General features: G+C 40.3%; 24 protein-coding genes and 2 pseudogenes. 11 read left to right on the top strand and 15 right to left on the bottom strand.

Annotation, left to right across the window (positions count from 1 at the left end; genetic code table 11):
- Nucleotides 1-141 precede the first annotated feature (141 nt).
- The 5 genes from QP794_RS23745 (at nt 142) to QP794_RS23725 (ending at nt 4,317) form a co-directional block, all read left to right on the top strand.
- Entirely contained in the window at nt 142-792 is a 651-nt protein-coding gene (locus QP794_RS23745) for a hypothetical protein (RefSeq protein ID WP_285079205.1), read from the top strand.
- 61 nt (nt 793-853) lie between these two features.
- Complete coding sequence (locus QP794_RS23740; protein WP_285079204.1) at nt 854-1,573, top strand: stalk domain-containing protein; 720 nt, start codon at nt 854-856, stop codon at nt 1,571-1,573.
- Between the two features lie 384 nt (nt 1,574-1,957).
- Complete coding sequence (locus QP794_RS23735) at nt 1,958-3,376, top strand: ApeA N-terminal domain 1-containing protein (protein ID WP_285079203.1); 1,419 nt, start codon at nt 1,958-1,960, stop codon at nt 3,374-3,376.
- A gap of 237 nt (nt 3,377-3,613) precedes the next feature.
- Nucleotides 3,614-3,823 carry a hypothetical protein gene (locus QP794_RS23730; RefSeq protein ID WP_285079202.1) on the top strand — a complete coding sequence of 70 codons (210 nt, stop codon included), beginning with the start codon at nt 3,614-3,616 and terminating at the stop codon, nt 3,821-3,823.
- Between the two features lie 131 nt (nt 3,824-3,954).
- Entirely contained in the window at nt 3,955-4,317 is a 363-nt protein-coding gene (locus QP794_RS23725; protein ID WP_285079201.1) for a YolD-like family protein, read from the top strand.
- Nucleotides 4,318-4,642: 325 nt separating this feature from the next.
- Here QP794_RS23725 and QP794_RS23720 read toward each other — a convergent pair whose 3' ends face one another.
- Both QP794_RS23720 and QP794_RS23715 read right to left on the bottom strand, forming a co-directional pair.
- Nucleotides 4,643-4,954, bottom strand: coding sequence for a hypothetical protein (locus QP794_RS23720; protein WP_285079200.1), 312 nt, complete (start codon nt 4,952-4,954; stop codon nt 4,643-4,645).
- Nucleotides 4,941-5,060 (bottom strand): annotated as a pseudogene (locus tag QP794_RS23715) (excalibur calcium-binding domain-containing protein); the annotation flags it as partial. The pseudogene QP794_RS23715 and the gene QP794_RS23720, both read right to left, overlap by 14 nt.
- A 298-nt stretch (nt 5,061-5,358) precedes the next feature.
- Here QP794_RS23715 and QP794_RS23710 point away from each other — a divergent pair.
- Together QP794_RS23710 and QP794_RS23705 are read left to right on the top strand one after the other, a co-directional pair.
- On the top strand, nt 5,359-5,679 hold the full coding sequence (locus tag QP794_RS23710) for a colicin E5-related ribonuclease (RefSeq protein WP_285079199.1): 321 nt from the start codon (nt 5,359-5,361) through the stop codon (nt 5,677-5,679).
- 38 nt (nt 5,680-5,717) lie between these two features.
- The gene (locus tag QP794_RS23705) at nt 5,718-6,143 is read left to right on the top strand and encodes an SMI1/KNR4 family protein (RefSeq protein WP_285079198.1); all 426 of its coding nucleotides are present in this window, start codon (nt 5,718-5,720) and stop codon (nt 6,141-6,143) included.
- 141 nt (nt 6,144-6,284) lie between these two features.
- On the opposite strand, the gene QP794_RS23700 is transcribed toward QP794_RS23705, so the two are convergent.
- Together QP794_RS23700 and QP794_RS23695 are read right to left on the bottom strand one after the other, a co-directional pair.
- Nucleotides 6,285-6,989 (bottom strand): nuclease-related domain-containing protein, encoded by a 705-nt coding sequence (locus QP794_RS23700; RefSeq protein WP_285079197.1) that lies wholly within the window; start codon nt 6,987-6,989, stop codon nt 6,285-6,287.
- A gap of 356 nt (nt 6,990-7,345) precedes the next feature.
- Nucleotides 7,346-7,807: a hypothetical protein gene (locus tag QP794_RS23695; protein WP_285079196.1), complete on the bottom strand. Its 462-nt coding sequence runs from the start codon at nt 7,805-7,807 to the stop codon at nt 7,346-7,348.
- A gap of 385 nt (nt 7,808-8,192) precedes the next feature.
- Between QP794_RS23695 and QP794_RS23690 the strand changes: the two genes are divergently transcribed.
- The 3 genes from QP794_RS23690 to QP794_RS23680 all read left to right on the top strand — a co-directional run bounded on the left by QP794_RS23690 (nt 8,193) and on the right by QP794_RS23680 (nt 11,482).
- Nucleotides 8,193-8,717, top strand: coding sequence for a pyruvate kinase (locus tag QP794_RS23690; protein ID WP_285079194.1), 525 nt, complete (start codon nt 8,193-8,195; stop codon nt 8,715-8,717).
- Nucleotides 8,718-9,218: 501 nt separating this feature from the next.
- Nucleotides 9,219-9,659, top strand: coding sequence for a hypothetical protein (locus QP794_RS23685; RefSeq protein WP_285079193.1), 441 nt, complete (start codon nt 9,219-9,221; stop codon nt 9,657-9,659).
- A gap of 662 nt (nt 9,660-10,321) precedes the next feature.
- Complete coding sequence (locus QP794_RS23680) at nt 10,322-11,482, top strand: glycosyl hydrolase family 28-related protein (protein ID WP_285079192.1); 1,161 nt, start codon at nt 10,322-10,324, stop codon at nt 11,480-11,482.
- 400 nt (nt 11,483-11,882) lie between these two features.
- Here the strand turns inward: QP794_RS23680 and QP794_RS23675 are convergent, their stop codons facing one another.
- The 5 genes from QP794_RS23675 to QP794_RS23655 all read right to left on the bottom strand — a co-directional run bounded on the left by QP794_RS23675 (nt 11,883) and on the right by QP794_RS23655 (nt 18,643).
- Nucleotides 11,883-12,653 (bottom strand): response regulator transcription factor, encoded by a 771-nt coding sequence (locus tag QP794_RS23675; RefSeq protein ID WP_285079191.1) that lies wholly within the window; start codon nt 12,651-12,653, stop codon nt 11,883-11,885.
- On the bottom strand, nt 12,650-14,386 hold the full coding sequence (gene cydC, locus QP794_RS23670; protein WP_285079190.1) for a thiol reductant ABC exporter subunit CydC: 1,737 nt from the start codon (nt 14,384-14,386) through the stop codon (nt 12,650-12,652). The genes QP794_RS23675 and cydC overlap by 4 nt, the downstream gene beginning before the upstream one ends.
- Nucleotides 14,383-16,164, bottom strand: a complete 1,782-nt coding sequence (cydD, locus tag QP794_RS23665) for a thiol reductant ABC exporter subunit CydD (protein WP_285079372.1) — start codon at nt 16,162-16,164, stop codon at nt 14,383-14,385. Before cydD ends, cydC begins: the two co-directional genes overlap by 4 nt.
- A gap of 98 nt (nt 16,165-16,262) precedes the next feature.
- Nucleotides 16,263-17,279 (bottom strand): cytochrome d ubiquinol oxidase subunit II, encoded by a 1,017-nt coding sequence (locus QP794_RS23660; RefSeq protein ID WP_285079188.1) that lies wholly within the window; start codon nt 17,277-17,279, stop codon nt 16,263-16,265.
- Nucleotides 17,276-18,643, bottom strand: coding sequence for a cytochrome ubiquinol oxidase subunit I (locus QP794_RS23655; RefSeq protein WP_285079187.1), 1,368 nt, complete (start codon nt 18,641-18,643; stop codon nt 17,276-17,278). The genes QP794_RS23660 and QP794_RS23655 overlap by 4 nt, the downstream gene beginning before the upstream one ends.
- A gap of 896 nt (nt 18,644-19,539) precedes the next feature.
- Here QP794_RS23655 and QP794_RS23650 point away from each other — a divergent pair.
- A pseudogene (locus tag QP794_RS23650) lies at nt 19,540-20,884 on the top strand (heavy metal translocating P-type ATPase); the annotation flags it as partial.
- Between the two features lie 297 nt (nt 20,885-21,181).
- Here the strand turns inward: QP794_RS23650 and QP794_RS23645 are convergent.
- The 6 genes from QP794_RS23645 to QP794_RS23620 form a co-directional block, all read right to left on the bottom strand.
- Nucleotides 21,182-22,060: a M56 family metallopeptidase gene (locus tag QP794_RS23645; protein ID WP_285079186.1), complete on the bottom strand. Its 879-nt coding sequence runs from the start codon at nt 22,058-22,060 to the stop codon at nt 21,182-21,184.
- Nucleotides 22,050-22,478, bottom strand: coding sequence for a BlaI/MecI/CopY family transcriptional regulator (locus tag QP794_RS23640; RefSeq protein ID WP_285079185.1), 429 nt, complete (start codon nt 22,476-22,478; stop codon nt 22,050-22,052). Before QP794_RS23640 ends, QP794_RS23645 begins: the two co-directional genes overlap by 11 nt.
- A gap of 291 nt (nt 22,479-22,769) precedes the next feature.
- Complete coding sequence (locus tag QP794_RS23635; RefSeq protein ID WP_285079184.1) at nt 22,770-23,243, bottom strand: C40 family peptidase; 474 nt, start codon at nt 23,241-23,243, stop codon at nt 22,770-22,772.
- Nucleotides 23,244-23,424: 181 nt separating this feature from the next.
- Entirely contained in the window at nt 23,425-24,495 is a 1,071-nt protein-coding gene (locus QP794_RS23630; RefSeq protein WP_285079183.1) for a copper resistance D family protein, read from the bottom strand.
- A complete protein-coding gene (locus tag QP794_RS23625) occupies nt 24,492-25,082 on the bottom strand; it encodes a copper resistance CopC family protein (protein ID WP_285079182.1) in 591 nt (196 codons plus the stop codon). Before QP794_RS23625 ends, QP794_RS23630 begins: the two co-directional genes overlap by 4 nt.
- Before the next feature lie 43 nt (nt 25,083-25,125).
- Nucleotides 25,126-25,494, bottom strand: coding sequence for a hypothetical protein (locus QP794_RS23620; protein WP_285079181.1), 369 nt, complete (start codon nt 25,492-25,494; stop codon nt 25,126-25,128).
- Nucleotides 25,495-25,509 lie beyond the last annotated feature (15 nt).

Raw genomic sequence — 25,509 nt, 5'->3', positions numbered from 1 at the left:
GCAAGCAGGATAATTTATTTAGCAGTCCAATCTCACATAATAGTCCTTTATGACTATTACAGCGTTTAAATTATAAATATATAGACCTACTTTATTCGTATTGATATAATTATGGAAAATGTTAGGTGGGGGGGATTCATTTTGAAAAGACAAAACTCAAAGATTGTAATCTCGTTTCTATGTGGTGCTATATTTTTCTCAGGAGTATCTTACGCAGCAGATAATTATTTAAAAGCTGTTCCTGTGAAGGATAGTAAAATGAAAATTAATGGTTCCGAAACGGTACTAGAGAATCCTATGGTTAATATTAATGGTCGTTTATATGCTCCTTTAAAGGAGTTAGGTCAAGAAGTAGGTTTTTCCGTTTCTTCTGGAAGTACTATACAAATTGACAAGTTCGAAAAACTTCCTTTGTCTTATACACGTGACAATGTAACAATCACTCTAAATTCTCTTACTAAAATTGATAATAGCGTTCAACTAAACGTTACACTGAAAAATAATCGTGATCAGAGTATTAGAATAGATCTTTCTCAAGTTAGAGCTGATGATAACGTTAAGGGTAGAAAGGTATACACTACAGGTCAGTCATTTACCTTCACACCAATAAATGATAACTGGAACCTTACTACAAAAAAATTTTTAGATAATCCCATTGATAGCAAAAGTGAAGTCACCGGTAATATAAAGATAGGTATTACAGAAGGAACAAAAAACATCCATTTTTACTTTGAATCACGCAGCATACCAGCTTCATTTCCTTTCTATGTTGATACAGATGGACTATTTTAACACATCCTTGTGTTTTGACGGATTAATATTGCTAAACATTACATAGTACAGGAGGAAGCACATGAATGACAAATTGAAAGGTTTACTTATTGGTGTGGGGATCGGATCTTTAGTTACTGGTGCAACCGCTTTTGCTGCAGGGGGCAAGATGATCGAGGTGTTTTATAACGTAAACGATATTAAGGTAAATCAAATATCAAAAATGCCAGAAGGAGACTTGCAGCCTTTTTTATATAAGGGGAGTACTTTTGTACCTTTAGCGTTTATGAGTGGTGCCCTAGGACAACCTGTGAAATGGGATGCAAAAAACAAAACGGTTCTCATAGGTGAAAATAGAGACGAGATTGTGTCGTATCCTGGTAAAGACATCAAACCAATTGAGACTCAATCAGGATCTTATTACAACAGCCATTCCGTTGAATACGGAGGGGAGAGTATTAAAGATAACAATGGAAATGAGCACGCTAACTATCATACATACGTATTTGCAGCTAATACAGATAACTGGATTTACAACAATTACAATTTGAATGGGGAATATAAGAGTTTTGTTGCAGAAGTGGGGCTACTAGAACGGTACAAGAATTCTTTAACTCCCGTCACATTAACAGTGACTGTAGATGGAAAAAAAGCGTACGCTCAGGAATTTAAAGCTGGAGATATACCGGTTGAAATAAAGCTTGATCTTGAAAAAGCTGTTAGTTTGCAGTTTAAGGTTTCAACGGCAAACGGGACCGATATGTCAGGTTTAGGAATTTTTGACGGCTACTTTATCAAATAATTGCTTTGTTACGGACTGAGTATGTCGACAATTTATTAACAATAGAAAAAGCATAGAGAAAGGAGCCATAGAAAGAAATAAAACATTGGATCCTACTGTCGATATAAGTGAACTTATTAAAAGAAAGTAGTTAGAATAAGTTTGGAAAAGGAAATATATAAATTAAGAGTTGTATTCTGAGTCACATCCTAGTGAATTGTATATTTTCAAGTAACGGGGAGACCCTTTCACATTGAACCTATGTGCAGGATTTAAAACACACTTTAAAGTAAATGCTGTCGGCTTATGGAAAAACCATAAACGAGAAGTAACACTTGCACAAAGTTATTTTGCATAAAGAATTGTCATCGAATATAAGGTGAATTCTTGAAAATAGGGGGTTATATGATGAGTAGAATTGAAGTTGCAGGGATTTGGAGTATTCCTGATAATACTGGGGACAATGTGGAAGGAATCTTATACCTTGATCCCTCAAAGGGTATTTTAAAATTAATTTTATATTCATTAGAGCCAATTGGGTTGATGAGAAATATTGAGATTATTAGTGGTAGGACCATCCAAGGGTCTGAAGTAACTTTATATGATTGCTATGTTGCCCAGGAAAAGATCAGAGTGGGGGCAAACAGAAAATACGAGTCTCTCATCGATGTGAAATATGTTTATGAAGGAATTAAAGCCAATAAAAAGGGGGAATTGCTATTCCACGAAGTGAACTTTAGATTCACCAACTTGGATGAGTGGGCGTATGTTAAAGGGTTTGATCTATATACGGTTGAGGATTGTGATTTTTCTTTAATTCATAAACATCCTGATTCAGTAATTTTCAAAGTTGATACAGATACAACGCTTTCTATTAACACAGGATTAGTATCACCTATGGCACTACTCGTTGAAAAAGAAGTAAAAGTAACACAGAGGGTATATGTTTCTATTAAACATAATTCCCCACAACCTATAGAGAAAAGTATTGACTTAATAAAGTCGTTCATGGGTTTGGTTAGCTTGGGGATAGGTAGGGCTGTTAATTTTACAGAAATATCTGGATTTAACCCAAATCATTATCAAAATATAGGTGAAAGTGAGCAAAGACATTATTATAAAATAAGAGTTTATAATGGAAACTTTACAGATGAACAATATAATGGTGTTGACCCAAGAGATACTCTACTTAATTTGCAAGATATAAAAGAGAATTTCGGTGAAATTATAAAAGTTTGGTTGGAAAAATCAATATTACTTCAGCCAGTCATTGACTTATATCTGACCTCTTTAAATTATTCTGAAATGTCTATTGTACGTCACTTCTTAACATTGGTTCAGGCACTCGAAGCGTTCCATAGGAGGACCAGACAAAATTTTGTAATTCCGGAAGAAGAGCACAGAGAGAGAAACAAGTTGATTGTTGAATCTGCTCCAGAAGAATACAGACCCTGGTTAAAACAGGTACTCTATTATGGGAACGAGCCAACCTTAAAAGATAGATTAATCGAATTGACACACGATGGCCCTGATTATTGGGTGTTCTTCGATAACAAGGAAGAGGCAGAAAAATTTTCGACCGATGTCAAAAATACGAGAAACTATCATACCCATTACGATCATAAGCTTTCAAAGAAAGCCCTTACTGGAGAAGAGTTAGAACTTGCCTGTTTCTATTTAAAGATCATGATTGAATATTATCTTCTGGGAGAAATTGGAATCGATAGAGATTTTGTTCGTCAAAAAATTGTTAGGGTAGGAAATCGTATTAGGGACAGGAAAAATGTTCAGAAATACTGGAGAGACAGAACAGTGACAGATTGAATAAACAACAATTTCAGATGGTGGGAACTGTTACCGTAGACTTCCTGAAGATCTTTGTTATTCCACAACTGCGAACTCCCATTGAAATTTTACTAATTAATCTTAAAAGATCTAAGTAATCTTCAACTGTATCCCTAAAATATCAGTGAACTGATGTAACAAGTAATATCATTCCTTTGTTATTTTGAGGCTGAAGTTGCATGCGGGTGTTTTAATTGTTGAAGGGAGAGTAGACTAATGTGCTCAGTATGGAGTATCACTATTAGTGAGACCGGCGAAGAAAAGATTATATGGGGAGAAGAATCGAAAGTTAATGAATATAAACAAGCTAGCTTAGAGCACGAGGACTTCGGAGGAGGATTTACTGGTAGAACAATTGAAGAAATTAAAGCGATTGTTGATGGATTAAAGAAGAATCATCCTAATGCAATTGAAATAGCTTTATAGAATATAAGGGGCTCATCCCCCATGTCGAGTGACAAGAACATGGTCCCATTGACATTGCTATTTTACGAGCAGGCTCCATTACGGCTGCTGGCCAAGCAATAGATAGAGCATTAAAATTGGGAGCATTACAATTGAGAAAAAAACTGGAGGCCAATGGAATATGGGAATCTAGTCGCATGATGCTCCCCCAACACAAAGAACGAATTATCCAGCATCGCAAACCACTTCATGCACATGTGAAATCGCTGATTCATGAAGGTGAGTGGGAAATTATTGCTCAAAATTTAGAGATGTCGCTGAACCATACTTTACTAGCAATCATTGAGGTCTTGAACGAATTGGGGAACCGGTATGTACACGGGTTCGTCACTTCGGTGAGTACCCTTCAAAAGAAAATAAAAATAGAGATGAATTATGGTTTTGAATGGGGTAATTTTGATCAGTTGGTTTCTGTAAAACTCTATCAAGAAGGCGCATGTGATGAGGCAGCCTAGACAGCCGTATAAGGCTGTCTTTTTATTTTCCCTGACCAATTTTATCGTCCAACTCCCAAGACTCCAACAGGGACAATCCTATCCATCTACAAACGTTTCACTTGGTGGCACGCCTTGAATAGGTTGACGTGGCGTCAACTACTTTCTAATTCCCCTAAATGGTGAAGTGGAAAAATCCTAACATGGTGATCCGCTATATCAGAATCCTCAGCACTAACCAACTTGGTAAACGCTGATCCATAGAGGATGAAATTTCGTCTCTCCTAACCACTAATCGAACATGTGGAAAGATAAAAGCACCCCAATCTAACGGAGTGCTTTTAGATTATTTAGACAGTTCAAGAATTTTCTCAGAATAATATATGATTTGGTCAACGTATTTCTTTTCCTGCTTAAGACTTGCTATGTAACTTTTTGAGGCATAGGCCATTGTTTCTCTTTTATCTTTTAATGCAGCGATTAGAATTCTAAGTTTCTTGATTTGTTTCTTATAATACGCCACCTTTTCTGCTACAGTACTTTCCTTTTTAGCAGCAGCTTCTACTTTAGGCTGAAGGGAAGGAACAGCAATTACAGTAGACATCACAGGGAAGCAAATTAAGACGCTTAGAATCTTATTATGTTTATTTTTTTTCACAAGCTATTCCATCTCCATCTCTATCTAGGGCTTTGCGGTATCCTGGATCACCTTTATAAAGAGGTGCTTTCCCAGCCTTCCTCACAGCAGTACAGTTCTTGTAATACACTTTTTTTGCTTCAGCTTTAGGTACAGCTACTATTGTCGATACGTTAGCAACCAAAATCGCGGCTATCAATGTAAACACTAATTTCTTTTTCATACTGTGATTACTCCTTTAATGTGTATGTAAGTTGCAAAGATAGTTTACCAAAAATGTATGGGTAGCACTACATATTTCCTAAGGATGGACAATAAAAAAAGAACCCTTTAGTCACTTTCAACTACCAACAATGGAGCCTGTACATAAGTATGCCGCTGCTCTCATTCGGAGTATACGACGGTAGAAAAGTTGGAATTCTCCAATGGCTAGTTATTCTGGACCTCCCTTTCACTATAGCCAAGAGCCTACAAAAAGAGGTGGCAAAAGTATTGCAGATCAAATTACTGAACGTGGTTGGAATGATCAACGACTGAGTGAAGCTATATATGAACCGGCAGGGACTGTAGACTGGGTTGATCAAAGAAAAGGACAGAATAATGCACCAGTTACAGTATATTATCACAAAGATAGTGGTTATGTTGTTAGAAGAAATGATACGGGAGAAATTATTCAGGTTAGTCAAGTGGATGACTCCGATTGGAGCACATACTGGTCAGATGATGATATCAAGTGGGTTAAATAGATTCAATGAATTTAAATCATAAGTAGGGAGTAGAGCATATGGTCGATAATAATACCTGGAGCACGGAGTATTCTTCTGTTGATATGCGTGCAGTAAGGTTAGTAGAAAAAAAATGGGGTATACAGTTTCCTTCAGAATACATTAACTTTATTCAAAAATATCACGGTGCAGAGCCTGTGCAACGGACGTTGAATATCAATGGAAAGAAAGTTATGTTCTCATCCTTCTTAACCTTCATCGCATTTGATGATCTTGATATATTAGATGTATATAATGAGCAAAAGAACAGTCTTCCTCTTAATCATTTTCCTTTTGCTATAGATGAGGAGGGTAACCTGTTTTGCTTTAATTTCAGCAACTTGCCTCATCCTAGTATTATTTATGTAGAAACGATACGTTCTGCCGATCCACAGGGTATTTATATCGCCTCAGACTTTACAGAGTTCATGCAACAATTTAATTAGCTGAGCTAACTTCAGTATGGCTAAATCTATACTTTATTCCTATGCTAAATTTGATCCATTCAGACTCCAAACAGGATAGATGCTTTTATTTAGGGGGCTTCTCTCTATATATTCGAATCATGGATACAGAAAACTACAAGGTTAACTGTTTTTCTTCATCTTATTTATATGTTCTGCTCGTTTACTCACATCTGTAATGTTCGCACTGAGAAGGGATTCATATATCTGTTGAACCTCCACATTATTTAAAATTGCATTTTCAGTAATCGTTTTGACTCGAATAATCTTGCGGTATATGAACTCAGAAAGTTCAGTATCATAAACGATCAATTCATTCGATTCAATTTTACGGAGTTCTGGATCGATGCTAAAGCGGCAACGCATTGTAAAAGAAACTATTGAAACGAACAAGAGATCTGGATATCCCACTAAAACATGTTCAAGAGCTTTGATATGTCCATAGTTTTGCTTCAAAGGGTTATACATATTAAATCTATTATTCACACGCCAATACTTATCTTTGCGGGAACCTTTGATTTCACCATTGTAATTCTTGGTTTCTATAACAAATAAACCGAAAGGGGAAATAACAACATGATCTATCTGAGAGTACCCTGTTCTTGATTTGGGGTTAATGATCATAATATCGTTTATGTATTTCGTATCCTTGGGTAGCTGATCCAGCTGAATGTTTATTTTATGCTCCCCTAGATCACCAATTCTGGAGGGATCAATTCTAGATTTATTTGCGGTAGTTCGATTAGAAGAAATATTCTTAGATGTTGACATTTTTTTAGTGGTTTCATTATTTTGAATTTTAAACCAGCTTTTTATTGTATTGAACATGAGAGCATCTCCTCAACCTTTTTTATTATATCGGATGTTTGGTTTTACTAGCTTAGATTTGATTTCAATTCTGGGACAAGACTTTGGATTTCGTGGATTGAAATCTACCTGTCGCTTTACACTAGGCATGGGGTGAATACCGGAACGCGTTGCACTAGCACAGAAGGTATATAAGGCATTCGACTCTACGTTGAAAAAATTCGAGTAAATGGTATCGGCTGTATCTAAACTAATAGTAATTAGTTAGCATTACCTGACCAAAAACAACGAAATCAAATAAGTCTACCTTATTGAGGCAGACTTATTTGTGTAAATTATTTATCTATAAGAAAAATTAGATTACCATTAGATTAATATTAACAATGAAATGCATCAATTTGTTTTGCATCTATTCCAAAATAAGATGGAAAAGGTGATCCTGGTGGCCATACGTATCCTGCAACGGATGTTGGTCCAATAAAGGTAGGAAAGAACCACATTTGATTCCCATTACTCAGCCAAACATATGTCCACTTGTAGATACAACCAAACATACTCGGTGCATCAATGGCATAAGCTTGCGGTGGCTTTTGAGGAATGTATGAAGGAGGTTGTGTGGTTGGTGCAGCTCCTTGACCAGCAGATTGCTGAGGCATTTGCCCTGAAGTAGATCCAGGGTACATTGGGGTCACAGGAGTCGGATAATAACCGGGAAACTGACCCGGAACCATCGGTGGCTGACCGGTAGGAAACAATCCTGGAATAGGAAGCTGTCTGTGCATAGTTTGCAAAGCTAAATTATTCAAATAGCAGTTATAACAATAAGGAAAATAATGCATATCAATACCTCATTTCCGATGTTTTAGTCGAAAACCAACATGTACTGAATCAATACCTTTATTAGTCGTTCATCAATTTGTCTCCTTATCCAACGATTCCCTTCAACATTCACTCTCATTCTTAGTTAGGTTATGGTCAGTAGCCCAAAAGTGTGAATGCAAAAAACATAAATGTGGTGGATTATGTACTAGACGTGTCGTCGGTTTCCTTTCACTCGCATAAATTCAATATAGAATGAAGTACATCATTCTTTTTAGGTAAATGATGCGAATCGAACGGGATTACAAGGATAAGAATCTATTTCGTACGAATTATACTGGATGGTCAGAATAGATTAACGCTTCAATAAACTTGCCCTCTTATCCATTAATGAGGAGATAATAAATGATTGATATACAGCGATTATACGAAAAATACCTGACCTTAGAGATACCCAATCCTTTTACATTAGAACAAATTCATAACCGGCTAACTGAAGCCTATTATGCTGAACAAGTAGATCTCAATATCTTTTCTAGTTTAAGGTTTGATCCTGAAGCAGGCTTTGATCAAGCTCTTGCTGCATATGTTTTCAAAGATGAGAGAGGTATCCAGAAAATTTTAAAGCTCAACAACGACGAGGAGATACACGAACCTTTAGAATTTGCTTGGATCATTAATTCAACGCTGCAAGGTTTTTCTCACATGTTGGTTCTTGAAATCGATGTGCTTCGAGGAAAGATAGAGGAAGAGGAAATGTATTTAGGAAATCTTCCGTTCGAAGAGTACTTAATTACACTCTATTTGACGGGGCACATTCAGTTTGAAGATGACTTGTTCATTGACAAGTTGGCGGCTCGTTTCCAGGAGGGTTACCGACTACGTTACTTTGGAATGCAAAATGGTGATGAAAAGTATTTATATAAATAACTTAGGTTCTTGGTATTAGAGGCTCTTTCGTCAGAAAGGGCTTTTTTACATTTTTATAAACTTGAACGTTAAGAGTAAGAAGAGCAAGATTACCCCCTTCTATTTTCTATTTCTCAACGTTTACAGAAAAGAAAATACTCAGAGGCTTACCTGTTACCGCTTATTTACTACTTTCGTTAGGAAACACGACTAATTGATATTAGAGTCCTTTTGGATTAATCATTATTGTACAGTAACCTACTAATTCGATAGCTTAATTTAAGCTCTAGGAATATCTTAGTATGAATTAGGATATAAATAGAATTAACAATATATCAAAATGAGGGAGTGTTCTTAATGGAGACACGTAAAGATAGCTGGGACGTTGAAGCAGATCTGCTTTTAGCCCAAACCGTACTATAACATATCGAAACGGGAAGCACCCAGTTAAAAGCTTTTGAGGAAGCTAGCGAAAAGTTAAATAGATCGAAAGCAGCGTGTGGATTCCGTTGGAATAGTTCTTTGCGTAAACAGTACGAAAAAGATATTGAGGAAGCAAAAAGAACCCGAAGCCAAAATAAAAGTGATGGCAATATCGTATCGATTAATAACACGCATACGGATCCTGCAGTTACCTCCAAAAAGAAAGTTGCAAAAGGCAAAGAGAAGGTATCCGTAGAAGAGAATATCGTTCGTTCCATTGAAGCCCCAACTCAATTGAATCACGATTTTATAATTACCTTTAATGAGGTTATGGATCAACTGGGTAACAATATAACCGTGTTAAGGCAGATGACTGTCGAATTGGCCGAACGTCTTGAAGAGGCCAATGATCAGAATAAGAAGTTAAAAAGTGACTATGCCAGTCTACAAAACGAAATCATTAATGCTGTTGACATGAATGTTCTAATTATACTTGCCGATAAGGTGTCTAGTAAAAATAAAGAACAAATCACAGGTTAAATTAAACACGCCTGTAAGCTTTAGTTGTGTTTAATAATAATAGAGAGGCCCAGTACCGAATAACTCGGCATTGGGCTTCTGGCCGGATTATACTGTCGAGGGACAAGAAGATGGTCCCATTGAAGTCGCTACTATAGCGGCTTTTTTATGTGTTCTTATCCCGCTCCCAGGGCTACGATAAGCTATCATTAGCATAGTTTTGCTTGTGTAACGGATAAAATGTTCTCTGTAATGATACAAAACTTAATTTGAAAACAAACATCGTAAAGGAAAATTTAGTCAAGGGTTGTTAGGTTCCCTGTGCTCATAAACACTAGTCGTCACATAATAATAACCTTAAACAAACATTACAGTTAGTTACTTTCGTCTGAATAATCACTATGTAAGTAACTTATATGGAAGCTCAGCTTCAGCATTTTGAGCTCTCCTGAAACGTGACTGGCTCGTTCGAGACGGTTGTGGCCGTTCAATATTGTGAGCTGTGTCAGTTGAATAGATCGAATAAGGAAAGGGAAACTTACAAATAACAATAAAGAAGAACAAGGGTATGAAGGATTTGAAGCAGCGGGCAGTTCTTGTTCAAACTTTTGGAAAAGAAAACCTGGCTGATTTATTAATTATTAGTGCTTATTTCTCAGATTAAAAAAAGGATAGGTGAAATAATGCAATATGAGTATGATGTGAAAAAATTCGGTGCAATTGGCGATGGTGTTTCTGATGATACGGACAAAATTCAAGCAGCACTGGAAGTAGCGCAGAAAAATAATGGAGGAATAGTTTTCTTTCCAATCGGTAGATACAAGGTAAGTTCTACAATTAATATTACCGGTTGTAATATTCAACTTGTGGGGAGTGGACACGGCTCAGTAATTTTCTTAGACAAAGAAAATGGTACTGTTATAAAGGTTGGACACTCTACTGATATGAATCAGACAATGCACAATAAAATAAAGAACCTTGTAATCGATAGAAGTGAAATCCCAGAATTTGATTCATGTGGTATTTGGATAGATAGAGCAAGGTATACTGACGTAGATGAAGTAACGATATACAATTCGGGATGCGGAATTTCGGTTGGCCCCAAAGGTGAAGATGGAATTCCAAACCAATTCACTAGTATTACAAATTCAAGGTTACTTCAGGGCACATTTCCTGATGCTGGTATAATTTTTTATTCAGGTGCTGATTACAAGGTTTCCAAGGTATTTATCGAACCAGGGAATCGGGGGATAGTTATGTCCGGAAAATCGAATGCTATAACAATAGATCAAACTTCAATAATTAATGGTGGTGCTTACCAATATGGGATCGTAAGTGAGGGGACTGGATTTGCTCGTTACGTTACAAATTGCATAATTGAGAACGCACTGCATCAACAAGTCTTTATTGGTGGGAGTTCTGAACGGTTTACACTAACTAATTCTTGGCTTGGTGCTGGTGATACTAATGGTGACACCCGCATCGGGATACAAATTGAACCTGGAGCTAAATCTATAACTATTTCAAATAACCGTATAGGTGATCAACGTAAAATGGGGATACTTTCCCGTGGTGACGACGTGATTATTCAGGGGAATACGTTAGAAGGAAATGTTAACGGTAACTACAATTGTGATAGTCTGCAGGTAGAGGGAGGGAAACATGTTATTATTTCCGGCAATAGGATTAGTAGTGTATCAGATCGTTTCGGAGCTGGACTTTATGATCATGAAAGTAACATATTGAATTACTTTATATTTACAAATAATGATACTTCCGAAACTGGAAACGGATATATAATTAGTGCTAGTGGAAAGCATAAAATAGATTCAAATAATCTATAAGTGTCATGGGACAAGAACATGGTCCCATTGAAGTCGCTATTTTAGCGGCTTTTTTATTTTATCGATCGGTACAAGTTCTTGTCCCAAGCGACAAGAACTTTCTGCTTATACTTTTACACAAAGTTAGGATTTTGTACATATGTATATAAGCACGAAAAACCGACCCTCATATTCCAGAGCCTATAAGTAGTATATATACAAACTTGTTCCTATTGCCGTAGCTTTATATGACACAAAAGTTCTTGTCCTCAGATTGGTACAAGAACTTTGTTCCTTAAAACAAAAAAGCCGCTATAATAGCGACTTTGAATGGAATAATGTTTTTGTCCCGCGACATCACAACAGCTTTTTTCGGCAACCTTCTTCGCTCCAGCTTTAACTACTTGCTTAGTAACAGCCTTTACAAACTATCATTCATATTTCTATCAATGAGAACTTCCCGATCCGTATTGCAGACCTTGTAGCCGTATCCCCATACTGTCCGAATGAACTCGTCCCCTTTAGGAGAATGAAAAAATAGCTTCTCCCGCAATCGCTTGATATGGGTATCCACCGTGCGATGATCATAAATCTTTTGGTGGGACGACTTCCACACTTCCTTAAGCAATTCCTCCCTTGAAAAGGCGGTCTCTTGATGCGTGACCAGAAAATAGAGCAGATCGTATTCTTTGGGCGTTAGATGAACTTCGTTGCGCTGCACCAGAACACGTCGAGCGGAAGGCTGGATTATAAGCTCAGAAATCAGAATTTCGCTGCCTGGGGGATTGTTGAATTCAAAAAAGGACGTTCCCTGCACCCGAGCCAGAATGCTTCGGATTCGCAGTACGACTTCTCTTGGGCTGAACGGTTTGACCACGTAATCGTCAGCTCCTGCCCTAAAGCCTTCGAGTCGATCTCTTTCTTCCGAACGCCCAGATAACATGACGATTGGAAGGCCATGATGGTAGTATTTTATATATTCGCAGATTTCTATGCCGCTCATGTCGGGAAGCAACCAATCCAACACCATGAGATCATAATTTCCACCATTGGCATAACAATTCCGGATGGCTTCTCCCCCACTATCTGCCTCTTCTACGATGAAGTTCTCTTTCTCTAAATATTTCTTGAGTAAACCACGGATTCGGGTTTCGTCGTCTACCAGCAAAATTCTTTTATGGTCATGGATCATCTCTCTCCACCTCCTCCTACCATTTGCAATTCGATCTGTTTCATTTCATAAAAATAGCCTTGCCGCTCCATCAATTCCGCATACGAACCCGTTTCTACGATCCTTCCTTGCTCTACGACTACAATCCAGTCCATTCGTTCCAGTCCGGTAAGCCGATGACAGATCAGCACTAGCGTATCTCCTGCTGCCTGTTCGTATAGATGTGTCATCACCCGTTGTTCTGTCACATAATCCAGGGAGGACGTTGGTTCATCCAATAGCCACACTCTTCCTTGACGGAGCATTACCCGAGCCAGAGCGATGCGCTGCTTCTCGCCGTCAGATAAGTTCTCCCCTTTTTCGTACACTACATCCGTTAACGACATCTTGGGCAATTGAACTTTGGCAAGCACGTCCAACAATTGATCGTCGGCATGTTCTCGACTATCATCGAGAAGCAAATTATCCCGAATCGTTCCCCGGAAAAAATGATTATGTTGCAATACAACATTTGCCATTTCCCAAATGCTCGTCTCATCCAATTCGTTCACCGAAACGCCGTTAAAGCGGACATCTCCAGCCAGTGGTGTACGAAGTTTTAGCATCAAATCAATTAGAGTTGACTTTCCCGACCCGCTCGCTCCGACAATCGCTGTTTTGGAACCCGCAGGAAAGTGTAGTGATAAATCTTTGAGCGCCGGCCTCCATTCCCCCTCATATTGAAACGTAACGTCGGATAGTTCAATCGAAACGGTATGATCTGTGGATACCGTTCCGCTTGGTTGTTGTGCTGGCGGCGAGGCAGAATCAAGCACCGTTTCTGTTAGGCGCTTGGCTGCATGCTCGCTATCCTGTTTATACGCTGGTAATGTAGCCATGGCCGCCGCTTCTTCAAATACCGTTAAGGAGGCCATCACCAGCATGGCCAAAAATACGCCGCCAAGCACTCCTTCCATAATCAAATAGGCGCCAAGTGCCAGTACTCCCCATGAAACCAGAAACGTAACAAAAGCATGCATGGATTGACCACGCAATAAGTGCCCAGCTGCACGTAGCTGCTCATTAGCTAATGCTGCAGAGACATGCTGGAGCTTCTGTTCGCGTTGAGCCATCTGTCCGTATACTTTCAAATCCCGGTATCCGTATAACACCTCGGTGACTTCCATTGACAGTTGTGCCCTTTGTTCACGGACGCGCCCCTGTGTTTTTCGCTGCCCTAACATGACTACCCCTGGCACAATCAGTGCGGTTGCCAGCATCCCAAGTAGGAACAAGCACGCAATCCAGATTGAAAATGAAGCAGTAAACAGCATCGTAGCCAAAAAAACCATGACCACAATCACCGGCGGATAAGCGACACGCAAAAAGTAATTTTGCAGACTTTCGACATCGCCAACTATTCGTGCAAGCAGATCCCCGCTCCGATTTTTATTCAGCACACCAGGTGTTAACGGGATCAACTTGGCGAAGAACGATGTACGCAAACGGCTTAGCATGGAGAATGTCGCCCGATGAGAATACAAGCGCTCACCGTAACGACTCGCCGCTCGAAGGAAACCTAGTAGTTTGACTAGCGAAGTAAGCACAATTAATGTATAAAGCGGCGGCGCAAAAACCGTTTGAGAAATCATGTATCCACTTGCGGAAAAAAGAGCCACACCCGCTATGCCGGCAACAAATCCTCCTAGAATGGAAAGAAGAATGTCTTTTCGCTCCTCAATCATACTTTTTGATAAAATAGTCAGCTCGCTCATGCTAATCCCCCTTTTCGTTGAACATCGATCATCTCGGCATATTGCGGCAATCGTTCAAGTAGTTCGGCATGAGATCCGAAATCTGCTAACGAACCATGCTCCATAAACAAAATAGTGTCAGCATGCTGAATCGTATATAATCGGTGAGCCACCGTTATCATCGTAGCCGTTTTTGCCAATGTGGTGATAGAGCTCTGCAACACACGCTCGGTGTGCAAATCAAGTCCCACGGTAGGTTCGTCAAACAAAATAATGGCGGATTGCTTCAGAAAAGCCCGTGCCAAGGCAAGCCGTTGCTTTTCCCCACCGGACAGCCCCCTACCTCCTTCACCTACACAGGTATCAAACCCCTGTTCCAATTGGGCGACAACCGCAGTAAGCCCTGCATTTTCCGCTGCTTGCTCGATTTCGGCCCTGGAAACATCTCGACCAGTGCCAATGGCGATATTTTCGGCGAAAGTTCCTGCAAATATATAAGGATGCTGCGTAATATAGCTCACATATCCAAACCAGGCAGACTCATCGTATGACATGAGCGAGCTTCCGTTCACGAAAATCGTGCCCGATGCCGGTTTCAGCAAACCGGCAATAAGATGTAGCAAGGTCGTTTTGCCTGAACCACTCTGTCCAACAATGGCGATATGTTCGCCCGGCCGGATCGAGATCCGTTCCGTTTGAAGTTCGAATGAATCGGCCCCATACTGAAAACGAACATGATCCAGTTCGATAGTTGGCGGCACGGGGAGCGGCTTTTCATGGGGCGCCCCGTACTTTTGCGACTGGGCTATTAGAGCCTGGTTACTGCTTCGAAATGTCCCGGTTTCTTTCTCTGTCTGAGTATTTCGTCCATCGCCCGATTCAGCAAACGTCTGCTCCACTTTTCGAACCGCACCCATGCTTGTTCTCCCGCTATGAAAAGCCGTACCCGTATTCTTCAGCAAGCTATAGAACTCCGGAACAAGTAACAATACTAGAAAAGCGGTTTGAAACGACAGTGCTTTGAACACAAGTAACTGAATGGCCAGTTCGAGAGCGACAACGCCGATACTTAGCATAACCATCGATTCCAGCATGAACGTATTGGTAAAAGCAATTTTTAAAATATCCATGGTAGCATCCCGATAACCTAGGCTGCTGCGCTCGATGGCCTGCTGTTGACGATGAGCCCGGCCAAATATTTTCAAACTAACCAGTCCTTGAAGAGAATCCAGAAAGGTACCGGAGAACTTAGCCAATTGCGCATATTTTTCTTCGGATTTTTTTTTTGTTCTTAGCCCCACCAGAATCATGAACAGCGGGATAAACGGAGCAGTGAACAGCATAATCCAGCCTGAATTGGGGTGTTGAATAAACGTAACGAATAAAATCAAAATCGGAATGATTGCTGCTTCCATCATGCGTGGCATGTACTGACTGAAATAACTGTCAGACTCATCTACTGCATCCAGCGCAACACTCACCTTTCCACCCGTCTGCCCGCGAAGGGTCGAAGGCATCGAAGCATGGGTCAAGTTCTGTAGCACGGCTGCTCGCATATTCGTCTTGGCAGTAGCGGCCATCCGTAACCCGATTTTTCCGTTTCCATACGACAACAACGTGCGCATAGCCATAATAGACAGCAGTATGCCGAGCAATATGGTAACGGATGAAATGGAAGCCTTCTCCACGAAAATCCGTTGCACCGCTTCGGCCAGCAATACGGCCTGACTCACGATAGCAACGCCAAGCGCAGTCGACATGACCGCAAGGAGAATGAGACGTTTTCGCTGTAGTGACATTTGCTGAGAAATCAGGCCTTGTTTCCTCTCCTTCAAATCATTCTCCTCCTTGATGTTAATGCATTCGAGGGTTACCCTCACATACACTATTGAAAAGTCTATTTTCGTTTGCCTTTCACATAATCCGCATCGAACAGGAAAAGTTTAAAAACCAGAATCAAAGACGGAACCAACAGACACATCCCACCGACAAATACAACAACGAGTGCAAAGCCCATCGATGGAGAAGTCACGCTGCTCTGAATCGTAATATATGGATCAAGGATATATGGATACTGACCAATTCCATAAGCGAAAAAGGCACAAAAAAATTGCAGCATCACGCAAATGAATGCCAATCCGTAGCGGCGTCCATTGTATAACAACCACATCGCGACCATAAAAAACGCAACCGAAAGCGCCAGCAGCCACCATAAATCCATCATATTTTGAAAATGTCTTTCATTGTGTTGACCCAAATAGATGAATGCGGTTAGTGCGACGATGATCGTCGGCGTACTCCAAAAGAGCGCATAAGTACGCATCAACTTTAGCGCAGCGTGATCTTCTGCTCGAGAAGCATAAAAGGCTAGGAACGAGCCGCTAATGAACAAAACGGATACGATAGCCAGCCCAACAATGCTCCAGGATAACGGATTGGTAAACAGCGCCCAATAATCCAAGGAAACCATCTCACCTTGCTGCAAAATAAAACCACCTTCAGACAGTGTCAGTGCCACTGACAACGAAGCAGGAATTAGTAAACCCGTGGCACCGTACAAAAACAAATATAGAATGTTATTTTTCGAACCATAATTTTCAAAAGCGTAGAACGAACCCCGAATGGCGAGCAAAACAACCGCAATGCTGCCGGGAACGATTAGCGCTGAGCCATAATAATAAGCCGTATCCGGAAAGAAACCGATAATTCCAATGTAAAAGAAAACAAAAAACACGTTAGTGATCTCCCATACCGGCGACAAATAGCGGGAAATCAGGCGATTGATCAGATGGTCCTGTTTCGTCAAACGTGCATAAAACGCAAAGAACCCTGCACCAAAATCAATCGAAGCTATAATTAAATATCCGTACAGAAACATCCAGAGCACCGAAATTCCAATTAACTCGTAACTCATTGTGCCTGCTCACCCTTTGCCGTTGTTTTGACGCCCACTTGCTGAATCAACCTTTCCATCTCGGTTTCTGCCGGATTATTGTTGAACAGTCGTCGAAGTACGAGAACACAAACGGTGCCTAGTACGATGTACAACAACAAGAAGAGGAAAAAAATAATTCTTACGCTTGGTGATGTCGTTGCCGCCTCTTCTACACGCATATAACCTCGGATGATCCACGGCTGCCTTCCGATTTCCGCGTAAAACCAGCCTAGCTCAACCCCTAAAAATGCCAGTGGCGCACTCAGAGCAATAATCCGGAGCAACCACTTGTTAACTTCATTGCGTTTTTTCCAGAATACAAACAGGAAATACAACACGGAGATGCCGAGCAACGCAAATCCGATTCCTGCCATCAAGTCAAACAAATAATGCACGAGGAGCGGGGGTTGTTCATCAAGCGGAAATTCATCTAGTCCTATTACTTCCGCATTGAAATCTCCAAAAGCCAGAAAACTGAGAAGTTTCGGCAAGTGAAGCGCCCCTATAATTTCATGCTCTGCATTAAGCCAGCCTAGCAGTATCAGATCCGCACCACTTTCGGTCTCGAAATGCCATTCTGCGGCAGCCAACTTCTCCGGCTGATGTTCGGCTAGAAATTTGGCGGATACATCTCCAGCTAACGTGTTGAGTAACCCAAACAACATCACAACAGCCATCATTAGCTTCAGAGCTTTTTTGTGGTAGCCAGATATACCCTTTCTAAGCATCGTAAAAGCTGCAATTCCTGCTAACAGGGCTGCACCAGTTAAATAGGCAGAGCTTAAAACGTGGAATACCTTGGAAAACGTAGCCGTATTCAGCATCGCTTGCACTGGGTCAACTGCCGTGAAAAGGCCTCCTTCCATTGTAAATCCCCCAGGCTGGTTCATGAATCCATTCACCGTTGTGATAAAGACAGCGGACATTCCTGCTCCGGCTACAATCGGAATCGTTAGCAGCCAATGAATGTACGGATTTTTGAAGCGATCCCACGTATACAAATAAATACCTAAGAAAATGGCTTCAAAAAAGAAGGCGAACACTTCCATAAATAACGGAAGTGCAATTACGTTCCCCGCGAGTTTCATAAAGTCAGGCCATACTAAGGCCAGTTGCAGCGAAATTGCCGTCCCCGTCACCACACCAACCGCAACGGATATGACAAACCCTCTCGACCACCTCTTTGCCATCAAGATATAGTGGTGATCTTTCTTCCGAATGCCGACAAACTCGGCAATAGCGATCATAAGTGGCACACCGACGCCAAGCGTCGCGAATATTACGTGAAACCCAAGTGTCATTCCTGTCACCAGCTTGCTCCACAGTACCGTGTCAATGCTCATCTCTTTCCAGCCTCCTTTCAAAATCCGTCTAATTATTGTCGTAAGATGTTACTGATTTTCTAGGACACTTGCCCTAATTGCATTCGATATCAGGTTTGACCAATCAATGAGCTCGTTGCATTGCATTCGTGGAGCAATTTCCTTTTCGCACCCCAAAAAAGAGAAATATTTCACAAAGTAATTGGTGAAAGTGACAACCGCTCAGTGAAATTCACGACCGATCAGTTGGAAATGCGATTCAAGTAACTGCAAAACCTAATATTTAAAATTATTATATCTTTGCCTTTTAACAATTCAATCACGGTCACGTCTTCGCCCCTAAACGTTCAAGAAAGGATCAATTCTTTATGACATCTGGGTGAATATCTCAAAAACCACCTGATAGAGCTATTGATTGAACTTGTTATACGTGATGATCCACTCATCTCTATTGGTTTGACCCCAGAATTGTGATAATAGATTCCTCAAGCACTATAAATGCGACTTTTGGGCTCTATATATACAGATTTAAGAGCATGAAATTAACCATTATAATCTTGAATGTACAGAACCACAGTCACCACTCGAACTTACTAAACACCTGAAGCCCGTTGTAGGTTATCATGTCTCGAGTAAAAAGAAATGATCTTACATGGAGAGACTCCAAACATAATGGTTGATCCATCGAATCATAGTTGTCCATAAATGGAGACCCCCCTTTGTCTTCCTGTTGATGAACTTCCCTTGGCACAACGATACTTTAACTTGATATTAAAAAAAAAGAGAGCAAGGCTAATGTTAGCCTAGCTTTCTATTTGCTCCAGCTTGACGCAAATGATCCCTTATCTTGAGCGAATTTACATCAATTTACGAAAGAAGTCCCCTGCAGCATAAAAATACCTAGCAATTGATAATCCTTTGTCATTGGACTCAAGAATCTATTCCGTTTCCAGTTCGATATGAACACCCTTATGACAGTCGCCATCATCGGTGCTGCGGCAATCGGAGAATGGGGCGAAGGTGCGACTGTTGTTATATTGTTTGCAATTAGTGAAGCTTTGGAACGTTACTCCATGGAAAAAGCACGTCAATCCATTCGCTCCCTAATGGATATTGCACCGAAGGAAGCTCTGGTCCGTCGTGGTACCGAAGAGATCACTGTCAGCGTGGATGATATCCAGGTTGGTAATATTATGATCGTGAAGCAAGGTCAAACACTTGAAATGGATGGTATAGTGATTAATGGAAGCTCCACAATTAACCAAGCAGCAATTACTGGCGAATCGGTTCCTGTAATGAAAACCACTGATGATGAGGTTTTTGCAGGCACATTAAATGAAGAAGGATTACTTGAAGTCAAAGTAACGAAGCGTGTCGAAGATACCACGATATCCAAAATTATTCACCTTGTTGAAGAAGCGCAAGCTGAACGTGCGCCATCACAAGCATTCGTAGATCGGTTTGCAAAATATTACACGCATGCAATAATGATTTTGGCGTTAGGGATTGCGGTAGTCCCTCCGTTATTAATAGGAGCTGATTGGGGAGATTGGATTTACAGAGGATTAGCTGTACTTGTTGTGGGCTGCCCTTGTGCATTAGTGATTTCGACTCCTATTTCAATTGTTACAGCCATTGGTAACGCCGCCAAAATGGTGTTCTTATTAAAGGCGGTATTCATCTTGAAGAAGCTGGTAGGTTAACTGCTATTGCTTTTGATAAAACGGGTACACTAACGAAGGGTTTTCCAGAAGTGACTGACATTGAAACCTTCGATGACAATGACGACAAGCGATTGCTCGCTATTGCAGCAGTTTCGAAAAGGGTTCGCAACACCCGCTTGCTTCCGCAATTCTACGTAAAGCTGAAAACCTTGGAGCTGACTTATCTCTAACCGTTGATGAATTTCAATCGATAACCGGGAAAGGCGTTAAGGCCAAAGTGGATGGACGATTGTATTATGTAGGTAGTCCAAAACTTTTTGAGGAACTTCATTCCAATATGAAAGCTGAAACAAAGCAGCGTATCGAGGGCTTACAAAAACAAGGAAAAACAGTAATGGTTTTAGGAACGGAACAACAAGTGCTTGCCTTAATTGCCGTGGCTGACGAAGTACGCGAATCCAGTAAAGAGGTTATTGTACAATTGCATGCTATGGGTATCAAGAAAACGATTATGCTTACGGGCGATAATCAAGCAACTGCAGCCGCGATCGGGCAGCGTCTGGATGTGACAGATATTAAAGCCGACCTTATGTCGCAATGATTGGAGATGAATATATCCTTTCCATTTTCGAAGATATATGTCCTATGGTGGATACATATTGTTTCTGCTTGTCAATGCACATCCCTTTGACTCTATTTGATATTAAACTCAATGAGAAAAACCTTCCATTATTTTAGTTAAGGAAGGTTAGTTTATATCACCAAGGTATGAGAATATATAATCTAAGGTTAGTGCAGAAGGTGCTTACAGGTAGGACAGACTTATCAGCAAATTTCCTTCACTGCGAATATATTCTCTAATATATTCTATCGACTAACTACATATCTCCCCTATCTACACACAGTAAATGATGAGCATCCATCCGAGTAAAAGAACAAACAAGACGGATTGGAACAAACTTTTAGGTTTAAACAACGGAACGGCAAGCGGAACATAAGGATCAATTATTTGTTGTATCCGATAGTTAATAGCGGTGTGTGCAAAGAAGACCCCGCCATACATGTGATGCATTTTTTGATTCGCCATTTTAAACAAGATTTCACCAATGGGTGCAGGGCTTCGCATTTGTTCAATAGCATATCGGTCTGCATTCAATTCCATCTGAATTTCAATATATTGAAGCAAATCGCGGATGATTGGCAAGAACCACCCAGCTTTTGCTGCCAGTTTCAAAAGTAAGGTTCCTAGTGGATGTCGACGGTAACAATGATAATATTCATGCAAAAGGATTGCTTCCAGTTCTCTTTTGTTACATTGCGCTATCATTTTATCTGACAATATAATTTGTGTACGTACAATCCCCCATGACATTGCAATCAGCCCCGGGTGAGAAATAACGCGTACTTTGATTCGATTCTTTTCAAATTTAGCAAACAGTTGTTGGTAAGGGTCCGTTAATAGTTGTAGTTCTTGATGGTCAAATTGCAATCTCATCATACGATGAATCCAAGCTTGTTTTATAATGTGATAACCTAAAATGATAAGGGAGATAAGAACGATAACTGAAAACAGTTTCTCTCCTGCGAGCTGATTAGTTACAGCATCTTCGATCAAAGCATTGAATTGCGTAGCCATATCGCTTTTTTTGGGCAAATCTCTAAGTTGATGGTATACCTCATATATAATCTGCACCAATCCAACACTAACAATAGACAAACACAACCACAAGGCTCTACGCGGATGATTGATCCATTTGAAAAGCTCACTCATCATCTCGCCTCAAATCGTTGAGTTTCCTTTCAAGCTGTTTCAACAACTCTGGATCTGCCTGATCCAAGTTACTAATCAGATTTTGGACCATAAATGAACCGAAGTCAGCAAATAACCCATCTGTCACGGCTTGGGTCTGCTCTGAAATAAATTCATCCTTCGATTGAGGAGCTTCGAATAAAGTAAGACGGGTACGCCCTTGCCCAGTAGAATGTCTAAGCAGCATTCCCTTTTCGTGTAGCCGAGACATTACGGTCATGACCGCATTCAGAGAAATTGGCTCCTGTTTATCAACCAAATCATGCACTTCTTTAATGGTCATACGTCCACGCGCCCAGATCACTTCCATGATTTTGGCTTCAAGCGAACCCAAAAACCGATGAATACCTTCCTCATCCAGATGTACTTTTTTTATTTTCATATATGTAACCTCCTCAGGAACTATTCCTTGAAAACGAATGCCGGTATATGTTCCCATTATACTCTGTATAGTTTAACGATTTTTAAAGCATAAGCCAACCTGAAACGTTTAGGAGTGTTTCACCAATGCTGTTTGGTTAGATAGATGATAATTCTCTAACTAATCAATTTCAGCATAAAGAACTACAACGTGTAGTTCTTTATGCATGCTTGTCTTTACGGTTACTAACCTATTCGGTCCAAATGAGCATCAAAGATACTGAAGAACAAAACATGAGCCACTCCTTAGATCCTAATGAATTTCTTCAGTCATCTTATTGGAATTATACAATGATGTGACCCTTCTTGCCATTACGTACCTCTCTTTATAATATTTCTCGTTTAACCCGCTGATCGTAACCCCTTTGCTGCTGGAAGAGTGAGCGAAAGAATCGTTTCCTATATAGATTCCCGCATGAGATATACCGCGGCCGCTCGTATTGAAAAATACCAAATCACCCGTTCTTAAATCTTCCATCTCGACAGCTGCCCCTGACTTTGCTTGCATTTGGGAAGTACGAGGCAAATTTATATTGTATTTATCCATGATATACAGAATGAAACCTGAGCAATCAAATCCTGAAGTGCTTGTCCCACCCATAAGATAAGGCGTTCCAATCACTTTATTGACCTGAGTTTCAATTCGCACCTCGTTAGCTGATGCTGATCCTGCATAATTGGATAACATAAGCATGGCGCCAAGGGCAATGGTAAGCGATTTTTTCAAAATCTAGCTCCTCCTTTGAATTTTTCATGTTCATTATAGAATGCCAAAAGATTAAAAAAATGTAACCCTACACACTGTAGTACATTAGCGCACAAGTTGTCAAATACTGTTGGTAATGTAGGGAATGACTCCGATATTTGAGTACAGGTTCAATTTATCCTAAACCAAGCTCAGTTTTGTATCATGAAATAGCATTCATGAGTCCTACAAAAGACACGACTGTAAATGAAACGCCACAGATCAGTGCAACATATGGATTTTTATTTCGTTTTAACATCAGGTACATAATCAGGATGCTGCCCAAAGCCAGAATATATAAAAACACATTTATAGGATCAATTGTGAATTGAACGGGATAATCGATCACTCTGCCTTGATTAAACCAATCGTACAATCCGGATGCAGATAGTTTCATCGTATCTGAATTAAGCTCATGAGGTGCCGGCTGTTGATTTAAAAAGCCTGTTGCCACATAGATCAACAAAATAAGGATAGCTTCAACGGTTAACCATGCACTGGGATTGAAATCACCCCTCCTGAGTTTGCGTTTGATTATAAATCCATTAAAGAAAGCGATCACGAACATTGGAATAATCAATAGATGTTTCAACAACAAGGATTGCCCATACGAAGTGACCCAGGAATTTACATAATCCGGATCATTTCTGAAGTTCAGAAGCAGTCCTGAAAGAAGAATGATGATCATGGCTACAACTGCAAATGGATGATACCAGGATAAGAAAGACTTCCAATTCTCTGTTTTATTCGGCATATACCTTCCTGCGACACTCAATATCCCTGCCCATATTGTAACGAAAATCAGGTGAATGAAATGTGTCCAAAATCCTGGCAACCCAAAGTAGGAAGATGAATGGCTGGACCAAGATAACGTTGCTACGATTCCGATAGCAAAGAGCAAGAGGCCGCCCGAATGCAGTCGAGTCAATCGATGATTCAAGAGTACCATGGTCATGGAAAGAGCCGAGAGCATTAACGTCCACATGTAAGCTTTTCCTTCTGCAAAAGACAACATGACACTTCTAAATATGATATATAAATTGGTATCGTTCGAGAAAAATACGATAATACGAAGAATCGGTAAAAATGAAAAGACAGCAATACCTGTTATGGCCAGAATTATGATAGATCGAGGTATTCGAATGGTCTGGTGGAAATGCGGAAGGATCAATCCGCCAAACAAAATGGCCAAACAACTGTAAAGAACGGGTTCTCCGAGCCAATACCAGGTCATGGTTTTCTCCGCTTCATGGCTCGCAGGATTCCCCAAATAGTGATGAACAGAGCTGCAATACCGACGATATAATATATCCATGTGAAGTCATTCTTTTGTGGGCTGTCTGCTAGAGGTTCGGACTGTTCCACAGTTGGTGCTGCCTCGGGGACGGCTTCCTGATTTTGTGGATCCGTGGTCTCCTCGTCCGGTTCAGAATTTGAAGGTTTCACAGGGAGATTGACGCTGAATCGGTATTCCCCTTCAATTGGATGACCGTCTTTCCCTACAATTTTCCATCGAATCGTGTACTTGCCGTTTGCAAGTACGAGTGAATCGTTTAATTCCCGAACCATGCTTCTGTCCTCAATTTGAGTTTTTTCCAGTAAGACTTCTTTGTTGTTCTCGTCCATTAATATAAAAGTGCTCAGAATTTCAATATCTGTGTTGAATTGCAACGTAATTTCATGCAGTTGCGTGGTTACTACCTCACCATCTTGTGGCGAAGAATGTTCAAGTTTAGTGTGCGCGGACAGATTCGACGGAAAAGTCAGGACAATAATGCAAGCCAGAATCAGAGTTAACAACACTTGTTTACGAATGTTCATAGGGTTGATGGATCCTCCCTTTCAGTTTTAAAATGTGGAATGTTTAATTGGGAGCATATTGTCTGGAAAAATGAAATCCGCCACCCGCATAATAATGGCCAAATAATTTATATTCCTTGTCAGGCAATTGATCCGTCTCGGCAGAATATACTCCATTTCCTTCGTATTTTGCTTGAAGCCATATGTCGTTCTTATTGCTGGGGGCCTTAATCTCAAACATCACCCATGAACCATCACTAATGACCGATTCATCCAGTGATGCCTCAATACGAGATTCGTTCTGTAATTCACGCTCAATGGATAATTTCATATCAGAAATCCCGCCTGTTCCTGCGATGGGCGTGCTACAAGCTGTTAAAGCGAGTATCAATGTAAGCATAAACATGCCTATAGCGGATTTTTTCATCGACATCCCCCACCATTCCAA

Origin of the sequence: Paenibacillus sp. UMB7766-LJ446, from assembly GCF_030226665.1 — a bacterium.
Lineage (GTDB): Bacteria > Bacillota > Bacilli > Paenibacillales > Paenibacillaceae > Paenibacillus > Paenibacillus vandeheii.
The sequence above is the reverse complement of the archived record's forward strand: the minus strand, read 5'-3'. Positions and strand labels throughout refer to the sequence as shown.